The sequence below is a fragment of the Phytoactinopolyspora endophytica genome, from assembly GCF_004138495.1.
In the GTDB taxonomy this organism is placed as follows: domain Bacteria; phylum Actinomycetota; class Actinomycetes; order Jiangellales; family Jiangellaceae; genus Phytoactinopolyspora; species Phytoactinopolyspora endophytica.
In genome coordinates, this window is sequence record NZ_ML142882.1 from 14,952 (window position 1) to 24,067 (window position 9,116).

Annotated in this window: 8 protein-coding genes; 4 read left to right on the forward strand and 4 right to left on the reverse strand. The window is 65.8% G+C overall.

Translation table 11 applies throughout. The features are described from left to right. Positions 1-118: 118 nt before the first annotated feature. Positions 119-784 (reverse strand): FMN-binding negative transcriptional regulator, encoded by a 666-nt coding sequence (locus ELR45_RS33520; RefSeq protein WP_129670159.1) that lies wholly within the window; start codon positions 782-784, stop codon positions 119-121. A 141-nt stretch (positions 785-925) separates the two neighbouring features. Between ELR45_RS33520 and ELR45_RS33525 the strand changes: the two genes are divergently transcribed. The 4 genes from ELR45_RS33525 to rny all read left to right on the forward strand — a co-directional run bounded on the left by ELR45_RS33525 (position 926) and on the right by rny (position 6,646). Further along, entirely contained in the window at positions 926-2,536 is a 1,611-nt protein-coding gene (locus tag ELR45_RS33525) for an amidohydrolase (protein ID WP_205857783.1), read from the forward strand. A gap of 396 nt (positions 2,537-2,932) precedes the next feature. Further along, a complete protein-coding gene (recA, locus tag ELR45_RS33530; protein ID WP_129670160.1) occupies positions 2,933-3,970 on the forward strand; it encodes a recombinase RecA in 1,038 nt (345 codons plus the stop codon). 110 nt (positions 3,971-4,080) lie between these two features. After that, entirely contained in the window at positions 4,081-4,569 is a 489-nt protein-coding gene (locus ELR45_RS33535) for a regulatory protein RecX (RefSeq protein WP_205857784.1), read from the forward strand. A 376-nt stretch (positions 4,570-4,945) separates the two neighbouring features. Next, positions 4,946-6,646: a ribonuclease Y gene (gene rny / locus ELR45_RS33540; protein ID WP_129670161.1), complete on the forward strand. Its 1,701-nt coding sequence runs from the start codon at positions 4,946-4,948 to the stop codon at positions 6,644-6,646. 187 nt (positions 6,647-6,833) lie between these two features. Here rny and ELR45_RS33545 read toward each other — a convergent pair whose 3' ends face one another. The 3 genes from ELR45_RS33545 to ELR45_RS40060 form a co-directional block, all read right to left on the reverse strand. Next, positions 6,834-7,712, reverse strand: a complete 879-nt coding sequence (locus ELR45_RS33545) for an amino acid ABC transporter permease (RefSeq protein WP_129670162.1) — start codon at positions 7,710-7,712, stop codon at positions 6,834-6,836. Beyond that, positions 7,709-8,398 carry an amino acid ABC transporter permease gene (locus tag ELR45_RS33550; RefSeq protein ID WP_129670163.1) on the reverse strand — a complete coding sequence of 230 codons (690 nt, stop codon included), beginning with the start codon at positions 8,396-8,398 and terminating at the stop codon, positions 7,709-7,711. The genes ELR45_RS33545 and ELR45_RS33550 overlap by 4 nt, the downstream gene beginning before the upstream one ends. A 168-nt stretch (positions 8,399-8,566) precedes the next feature. Further along, positions 8,567-9,116, reverse strand: a 550-nt coding sequence (locus tag ELR45_RS40060) for a transporter substrate-binding domain-containing protein (protein ID WP_205857786.1), incomplete at its 5' end; no start/stop codon positions are given.

The following is a 9,116-nucleotide window of genomic DNA, read 5'->3' on the forward strand; positions in this document are numbered from 1 at the left end:
GCGGCTGAGCCAACGCCCGATGACGGGCTCGGCCGGCGCCGGGTTCTGGCTGGACCTGCACCGGATTGCGGCTGCCCGGGGCGCCTTTGCTCTGTCCGGGCCGGTGTTGCATGGGCGTTCAGCGACTCTGGAGGCCGAGCACGTCGGCCATGAGGGCGGCCAGCTCCCGGTCGCGGCCGTGCGGGCTGGCGGCGAAGCTGTCGTGGACTCGATGCTGGATCTCGGCAGGCTTCTCTTGGCTGAGTTTGAATCGGCTGTCAACGGTCTTCACCGTGATCTCGAACGCCATGATTCCCGGCAATATGCGCCGGAAATAGTCCATCGACGTGGAGAAATCCCACGGGGACGCCATGTGTGCCTCCGAGGCGTGGATGGTGGACAGGACGACGTCGAGCGATTCCTCCGGATCGTCGATCAGCCTGACCGGCCCGGTGACGTGCACCCCCGCGTAGTTCCAGGTCGGCGCCGCGGGCGTGGTCTGATACACGGTGGGGGAGACGTACCCGTCGGGCCCGGAGAAGACCGCGAGCACATCCGGGGCGCCGGCGAAGGAGCGCCACTGTGGATTGACGCGTGCCATGTGGCCGATGATCTTCGTGCCCACCAGCACAGTGCTGTCGTCGGGTGTGGATGCGCCGTCTTCGGGGGAGCGCAGCATCGGCACGTGCGTGGCGGCCGGCGCGCCGTCGTCGCCCGTGCTGATGATCAGCCCGAACAGATTGTCCCTGATGAGTCGCGATTCGCGCGCCGCGGTGTCCGGCCGGTCATGCCGAGGAGTATGCATTCGTCCGCTCCTGTACTAGTACGGAACCATTACTGTAACGTAACGCATACTCGGAACCGTCGTTACGCTCGCCGGCCGGGCGGGCCGGACAGCCCGCCATTGGGCAAGCCGCCCCGCTGACTGGGCAGGAAGGGAAGCACTGTGCAGCTTGATCTGCTGATCACCGGATGTCGGGCCCTGACCATGGATCCTGCCCGGCCGACTGCCTCGTCGATCGGTGTCTGGCAAGGCCGGATCGTCGGTCTCGACGACGACGTGGCCGGCCTGCCTGCCGCACGAGTGGTCGACGCCGGAGGCGCGGTGGTGCTTCCCGGGTTCGTGGACGCTCATACTCACTTGGTCTGGACCGGTGCGGCGAGCCGGCAGGTCGATCTGTCGGAGTGCGGCACCCGGAATGCCGTCCTCAGCGCCGTAGCCGAGGCCGTCGCGGCCACCCCGGACGGGCGCTGGGTCGATCTCTCCGGCTATGACCAGCGACCGCTCGGTGCCCACCTGACGTGGCGCGACCTGGAGAGCGTCGCCGCTGGGCGTAAGGTCTACATCACGCATGCTTCCGGACATGCCTGTCTCGTCTCGCGCGCCGTGCTCGATCTCATTCCCGACGACGAGCTCACGGCCGCCGACGCCGGTGTGGTCAAGGACGACGACGGCCGACCCAGCGGGGTGTTCGTCGAGGAGGCCATGGGCCTGGCCCGGTCGCGCCGGATGCCGTACCGCGTCGAGGAGATCATCGACCTGCTCGAGGTCTCCAGCCGGCAAGCCGCGCGCGAGGGTGTCACCATGTGTGCCGACGCCGGTATCGTCGCAGGTCTGGGCGGGTTCTCGCCGGTGGAGCTGGCGGCGTATCAGAGCGCGGTGGAGCAGCGACGGCTGCCCGTCCGGGTCCAGGCCATGATCCCTGCCGTCATGCTGCGTCCGTCCGGTGCCGACCCGGCGGACGGGATGCCGAGGTCGATCGACCTCGGTTTGCGGACGGGCCTGGGAGGTGACCGGCTGTCGGTGGGGGCACTGAAGATGTGGCTCGACGGCGGGATGATGGCCCGCACCGCCGCGTTGACCGAGCCGTACGGCGACGGCGGCCTGGGGCAGCTCACCTACGGCGACGAGGAGTTGACGGCCTTGGTGACCGACGCTCACCGGGCCGGCTGGCAGCTGGCCATCCACGCTATCGGTGACCGCGCCGTCGACCAGGCGCTGGACGCGGTGGCCGCGGCGCAGAGCGAGGCTCCCCGGCGGGGCGTGCGGCACCGGATCGAGCATGCCGGCCTGGTGCGCCCGGACCAGCTGCCCCGGATGGCGGAACTCGGCCTGACCGCGGTGATCCAGCCGACGTTCCTGCACGCGTTCGGCGACGACTACTCGCGGATCATGGGGGAGCAGCGCAGCGGGTGGATGTACCGGGGGCGGGCATTCCTCGACCACGGCATCCCGCTGGCCGGCAGCTCGGATCGGCCGGTGGCGGACGGGGCGCCGTTGCGGGCGATCCAGTTCATGGTGGAGCGCAAGAGCAAGGGCGGACTGCCGGTAGGACCCGACGAGGCCGTGACCCTCGAACAGGCGCTGGCCGCCTATACGACCGAGAGCGCCTACGCGTGCGGAGCGGAGGACCGGGTGGGCAGCCTGAGTCCGGGCAAGCTCGCCGACCTTGTCATGCTGGGCGACGATCCGAGGCAGGTGCCGGTATCGTCACTCGCCGACGTCCCAGTGGCTGCCACGATGGTAGGCGGTGAGTTCGTCCACGGAGGCTTGTAAGGGCGGGGACGGACGCGCCCCTATTAGGGCGTGTCTGGTGCCGGTTCGCGGCGGCCTCTGACGCGTCTCACGACAACGCGGTCGCCCGCGTGGCCGTCACGTATGCTGCTGTCGTACTTCTGCGAAGAAGTACGACCTCACGGTTGCTCGTATGTCCGGGTCCGTGCCTGAGCGACAGGGCGCAGCCCGTCAGACGCGACCCGTTGGCCCGGGATGGGGCGTGTCGCTCGCGTTCGAACATAGTTTCGGTATAGCGTGGCGGCTGTCGAGGTGGAGCGAAGTTATCCACAGGTAGAGGAAAGATCTCGACCTTGTCGGTGGCGGAGCGTAACGTCTCGATCGATGGCGAAGAAAACTCAGGGCCGCGGCGCGGCCCATCAACCCCAGGCGGTAACCATGGCAGCTCCCGCAGACCGCGAGAAGGCCCTTGAGACAGCGCTGGCGCAGATCGAGCGCGCACACGGCAAGGGTTCGGTAATGCGTTTGGGCGAGGAAACCCGCGTACCGATTGAGGTCATCCCCACGGGATCGATCTCCTTGGACGTAGCACTCGGAATCGGTGGCCTGCCCCGGGGCCGGGTGGTCGAGATCTATGGTCCGGAGAGTTCCGGGAAGACCTCGATCGCTCTGCACGCGGTGGCGAACGCGCAGAAGTTGGGCGGAGTGGCCGGCTTCATCGACGCTGAGCACGCGCTCGATCCTGACTATGCGAAGGCGCTAGGCGTCGACACCGACTCATTGCTCATCTCCCAGCCGGACACGGGGGAGCAGGCACTGGAGATCGCTGACACGTTGATCCGATCCGGCGCCCTCGACGTCATCGTCATCGACTCGGTCGCCGCGCTGGTGCCGCGGGCTGAGATCGAAGGCGAGATGGGTGACAGTCACGTCGGCTTGCAGGCCCGGCTGATGAGCCAGGCGTTGCGGAAGATCGCCGGCGCGCTGAGCCATTCCAAGACGACGGCCATCTTCATCAACCAGCTCCGGGAGAAGGTGGGCGTGTTCTTCGGCTCTCCTGAGACCACCACCGGTGGAAAGGCGTTGAAGTTCTACGCTTCGGTCCGCTTGGACATTCGCAGGATCGAGACCTTGAAGGACGGAACCGACGCGGTCGGTAACCGTACCCGGGTCAAGGTGGTCAAGAACAAGATGGCTCCGCCCTTCAAGCAAGCCGAGTTCGACATCCTGTACGGGGAGGGAATCAGCCGGGAGGGCAGCTTGATCGACCTTGGCGTGGAGCAGAGCATCGTCCGCAAGTCCGGTGCCTGGTACACCTATGAAGGCGATCAGCTGGGCCAGGGCAAGGAGAACGCCCGGAACTTCCTGAAGGAGAACCCGGACATCGCCGAAGAGGTGGAGAAGAAGATCAAGGAGAAGTTGGGTGTCGGGCCCAAGGTCGACGCAGTGGCCGAAGAAGCACCGGTCGACTTCTGATCGATCCTCAGCCGGCAGGTGCGTTGACAGTGCATGACGGTTCTCATGATGGTCCAGCCGGCCGCTCCCCAAGGGCGGCCGGTGCCGACGTCGAGCACGATCCAGAGAATGTGGCACGCGAGATCGTCCAGCGCCGGCTGGCCGGCGCCCCACAGACGCGGGCCCAGCTTGACCAGGCGATGGTGAGGAAGGGCGTCCCGGACGATGTCCGGGAACGCGTGCTGGACAGGTTCGCTGAACTGAATCTCATCGATGACGCCGCCTTCGCTGAGGCGTGGGTGGAATCCCGACACGTCGGCCGAGGGCTGGCTCGGCGTGCGCTCGGTCATGAGCTACGGCAGCGAGGCGTCGACCCGACCATCGCCGACGAGGCGGTGGAGGCGCTGCCGGCGGAGAAGGAGGAAGAGACAGCCCGGCAACTCGTCGCCAGAAGGCTTGCTGGTACCCGTCGGCTGGAGCCGGCGGCCCGCATGAGGCGGTTGCTGGGGATGCTGGCACGCAAGGGGTATGCGCCGGGGTTGGCCTACCGCGTCGTCCGGGAGGCGTTGGAAGCGGAAGGGCTGGATGGGGAGGCCTTGCCGGATCCGCACCTTGAATGAGAGCCGGACGTCGAGTGAACTGAAGGTTGCCATCGTCTGGCGCATAGGACTGCATCTGAAGTTACTGTCAGACGATCTTGATTCAGACTGTTTCGGGCGAGTACCGTTCCCTGCGTACCGTGTAGGGTGCCGCGTCTGAGGTCTAGGCCGTGCGGCAGTTGAGGCACGGTAAGGTAACCCTGCCTTGACCATGACTTCGCCTTTACGTAGCCTCGTGCTAAAGGTGGAATGTACTCCGCGACCGCGGATCGACATAGCTGCACAGCAATGGGCACGAGATACAGGACTCCCGTCCTCATAAGGGGTGGGCGAGTCGGCGCATATGTAATGGTGAGCGACGCGCGAGCGGCGTAGCTGGCGCGTCGGTGAGTTGGCGATGCAGTGCGTCGGCCGTGGAGTGCCCGGGCGATGTGGTAATGCCGTCATGGTCGCGGAACGGTTCCACCGAGGAACGCCCATAACGGGCGCCGACGTGAGGGAGCCGACGATGGACACTGCAACCGCCATCCTCGTCGTCGGCGCAGTGCTCGCCGTTGCCTTGGCAATCATCGCGATTGGCCTGTTCCGTCGCGCCAACCATCGCCAGCTGGAGAACGCCCGGGCGGAACAGGAGCGCGCCGACAGATCGGCGCGGATCGATGCGGCGAACGAGGCGGCCGAAGCGACCAAGGCGGCGGCCGAGGAAAAGGCGGCAGAGATTCTGGCCCAGGCGCGTGCCGAGGCGGAGCAGGTCGAGCAGCACGTCGGCGACACCAACAGCCAGCTACACCAGAAGCGGCTCGACCTTGAGCAACGGGAAGTCAGGCTTGGACAGCGTGAGGCGCGGCTGCACGTGGAGAGTCGCTCGCTGGAAGGCCGCGAGCAGGAACTGACCAAGCAAGAGACCGCCATGGCGGAGAAGCTCGTCGAGCTCGACGAGCTGGAAAACGCACGTAAGACCGAGCTTGCCCGCGTCGCCGGTCTGACCCCGGAGCAAGCCAAGAGCGAGCTCATCGAGGCGATCGAGAACCAGGCCAAGCGTGAGGCGGCGATCAAGGCACGCGACATCGAACGCGAGGCCAACGAGAACGCGCAGGTCCGCGCCCGCGAGATCATCACCCTAGCCATTCAGCGTCTGGCGTCGGAGCAGACGTCCGAAGCGGTGGTGTCAGTCCTTAACCTGCCCGGCGACGAGATGAAGGGCCGCATCATCGGCCGCGAGGGCCGCAACATCCGGGCTTTCGAGCAGATCACCGGTGTCAACGTGATCATCGATGACACCCCGGAGGCCGTGCTGCTTTCCTGCTTCGATCCCGTCCGGCGCGAAATCGCCCGCCTGACGCTCGAAGAGCTGGTTCTCGACGGGAGGATCCACCCGCATCGGATCGAGGAGCAGTATCACAAGAGCCGCGCCGAGGTGGAGAATCTCTGCGTGCGCGCGGGTGAAGACGCGCTTGTGGAGGTCGGCATCACGGATGTCCACCCGGACCTCGTCGCGCTGATCGGCCGGCTGCGGTACCGGACCTCATACGGGCAGAACGTACTGCAGCACCTGCTGGAGGCGGCTCACCTCGCCGGCATGATGGCTGCCGAACTGGGACTCGACGTCACACTGGCGAAGCGGTGCGCCCTGATGCATGACATCGGCAAGGCGCTCACCCACGAGGTCGAAGGCAGCCATGCGCTCATCGGTGCGGAGGTGGCGCGCCGCTACGGTGAGAACGAGGACGTCGTCCATGCGGTAGAGGCTCACCACAACGAGGTCGAGCTGCGCACTGTCTACGCGGTGCTGACCCAGGCGGCCGACGCCATCTCCGGCAGCCGGCCCGGCGCCCGGCGGGAGTCGCTCGAGGCGTACGTCAAGCGGCTCGAGCGCCTCGAAGAGATCGCCATGGCGAAGGACGGCGTGGAGAAGGTCTTCGCGATGCAGGCCGGCCGCGAGATCCGGGTCATGGTCCTTCCCGACGTCATCGACGATCTGCAGGCGCAGGTGCTCGCCCGGGACATCGCCAAGCAGGTCGAGGAAGAGTTGACCTACCCGGGCCAGATCCGTATCACCGTGGTCCGCGAGTCCCGCTCGACGGAGTTCGCGCGCTAAGCCGTCGCACTCCTCGTAGGCGGTAGCCAGCACGTTCCACAACAGCTCGTGCTATTGCTACGTCCGTTGGGTTCCGGAGACTCGCCCCCGTTCGACGGTCACCACGGCGCAATGCTGGTGTTGCCCGGCGTCGTGACCTGTCGGCCAATGTCGCGTCAGATGGCTGGCTCAGGATGACTGGTCGCGCTCAGGTCGTCTGACCACCGACGCCGACTCCGCCGACCTGTGGCGTCCCGGCCGCTATAGCAGCCCCGGTGCGAGACCGTAGCCGGCGCGCGAGGCTGTGGGCGGCGAAGGCGAGGATCGCGTTGATGACGATGAAGATCGCAGCGCTGACGATGTACGAGGGGAAGACCGTCTGTTGGGCGACGCCGAACTGGTTGCCCTGGCGCAACAGCTCGGAGTAGCCGATGATGTAGCCGAGGGCGGAGTCCTTGACGATCACCACCATCTGGCTGACGATCGACGGTGCCATTGCTACGAGTGCCTGTGGGAGCAGGACCGATCGCAGCGTCTGGCCATAGGTGAGTCCGATGGCCAATCCGGCCTCACGCTGTCCCTTGGCGAGGCTGTGTACGCCGGAGCGCACGAGCTCCGCTATCACCGCTCCGTTGTAGAGAGTCAGTGCCGTGACCACGCTGTAGAGCGGGAGCTGCGGCGGGTCAACGAGGTCATAGTAGGAGTAGAACCGGACTGAGAAGAGCATCATCAGCAAGACCGGCACAGCGCGGAAGAACTCGACGACCACGCTGCACACGGCACGTACCAGCCGCAGCTGCGAAAGGCGACCAAGGCCGAAGACGATGCCGAACACCAGAGCGAGGACGATCGAGACGCCAGCTGCACGGAACGTGGCGAGAACGCCCGGAATGTAGTAGGAGGTCCACGCCTCACCGGTGAGAAACGGTTCCCATTTGCTCGTCGTGATCTGTCCTTGGTTGCGCAACCCGACCACGACCCAGGCGATGATGCCGACGATGAGGAGGAGCGCGATGATGTTGATGATCCGGAACCGACGGATGGTCCGAGGTCCTGGGGCATCGAAGAGGACGTCGTGCTCGCTCATCGCTGCACCGCCAATCGACGTGAAAGGGCCGTCAGCAGGATGCCGGTCGGCAGGACGAGGATGACGAACCCGAGCGCGAAGATGGCGAACACGGCGAAAAGGACGTCCGCTCGGTTCTCGATCATGGTCTTCATCAGGGCCGCCGCCTCGGCGACGCCGATCGCCGAGGCGACCGTCGTGTTCTTGGTCAACGCGATGAGCACGTTCGCGAGCGGCGCCACGGCTCCGCGGAATGCTTGCGGCAGAATGATCAACCGGAGAGCCGGAACAAAGCTCAATCCGATGGCTCGCGCGGCTTCGGCTTGGCCAACCGGCACGGTGTTGATCCCGCTGCGCAGCGCTTCGGCGACGAAAGCGGAGTGGTAAACGGAAAGGCCGAGCACGGCCAGCCGGAAGGCGTTGTCGACCAGGAAGGTACCGGAATCGCGGTCTGCCAGCTCCACTCCCAGCTGACCCCACAGCCCCACGCTACAGAAGATGATGATCAGCGTGAGCGGCGTATTTCGCACCAGGTTCACGTACAGCGACCCAGTGGTCCGGAGACTAGGTATGGGAGACACCCGCATGGAGGCGATGACCGTGCCGATGATCAGCGAGAAGATGGCCGAGAAGACCGTCAGTCTGATCGTGACCAGGAACGCTGCCAACACGTCGTAGTCATCGAGCAGCTCTCTGATCGCTTCCATCGCACCCCCAGTTCGTGGCGGAAATGTCCAGCAGAGGTCACCAGTGTTGCCGGTTCAGGGCAAGCCGTCGTCGAGCATGGCCGGTCGTCCGAGACGTGACCATCTGTCTCGGACGACCGGCCGCCCAGCGCCCCGTTTCGAGCAGGCGAAACGTGCTGCGCCGAACTGCTAGCAGGCCTCAGGCGTCGGCGGATTGAGGGCGGCGTTGGGCTCGTAGCCGGTCTCACCGACGTTGTCGGCGACGAACTGCTCCCATGAACCGTCGTCGATCATCTGGGTGACCGCCGCGGCGACGTCCTCGCACATGCCGCTCTCCATGGGCAGACCGATGCCGTAGTTCTCCTCCGAGAACGCTTCACCGACGAGCTTCATGTTGCCGACGTTCTCCGATTGGGCTGCGTACCCAGCGAGGATGATGTCGTCAGTGGTCACGGCGTCGATGACGCCCGTGCCGAGAGCTTCGATGCAGTTGGAGTAGGTGTCATACTCCTGAAGCTGGGCGCCCTCGGAGTATTCCTCCTGGATTCGTTGTGCAGGGGTCGATCCGGTGACGGAGCATAGTAGCTTGCCGTCGAGGTCATCCGGGCCGTTGATGTCTGTATTGTCCTCGGGCACCAGGAGGCCCTGCCCGGCGATGAAGTAGGGGCCGACGAAGTCCACCCGCTCGGCGCGCTCATCGGTGATCGAGTAAGTTGCGACCACCATGTCGACGGTGCCG

Excerpts from the sequence above, each read along its gene's own strand:
- ELR45_RS33520 (WP_129670159.1), bottom strand. The coding sequence starts at position 784 with ATGCATACTCCTCGGCATGACCGGCCGGACACCGCGGCGCGCGAATCG.
- recA (WP_129670160.1), top strand. The coding sequence starts at position 2,933 with ATGGCAGCTCCCGCAGACCGCGAGAAGGCCCTTGAGACAGCGCTGGCG.
- rny (WP_129670161.1), top strand. The coding sequence starts at position 4,946 with ATGCAGTGCGTCGGCCGTGGAGTGCCCGGGCGATGTGGTAATGCCGTC.
- ELR45_RS33545 (WP_129670162.1), bottom strand. The coding sequence starts at position 7,712 with ATGAGCGAGCACGACGTCCTCTTCGATGCCCCAGGACCTCGGACCATC.
- ELR45_RS33550 (WP_129670163.1), bottom strand. The coding sequence starts at position 8,398 with ATGGAAGCGATCAGAGAGCTGCTCGATGACTACGACGTGTTGGCAGCG.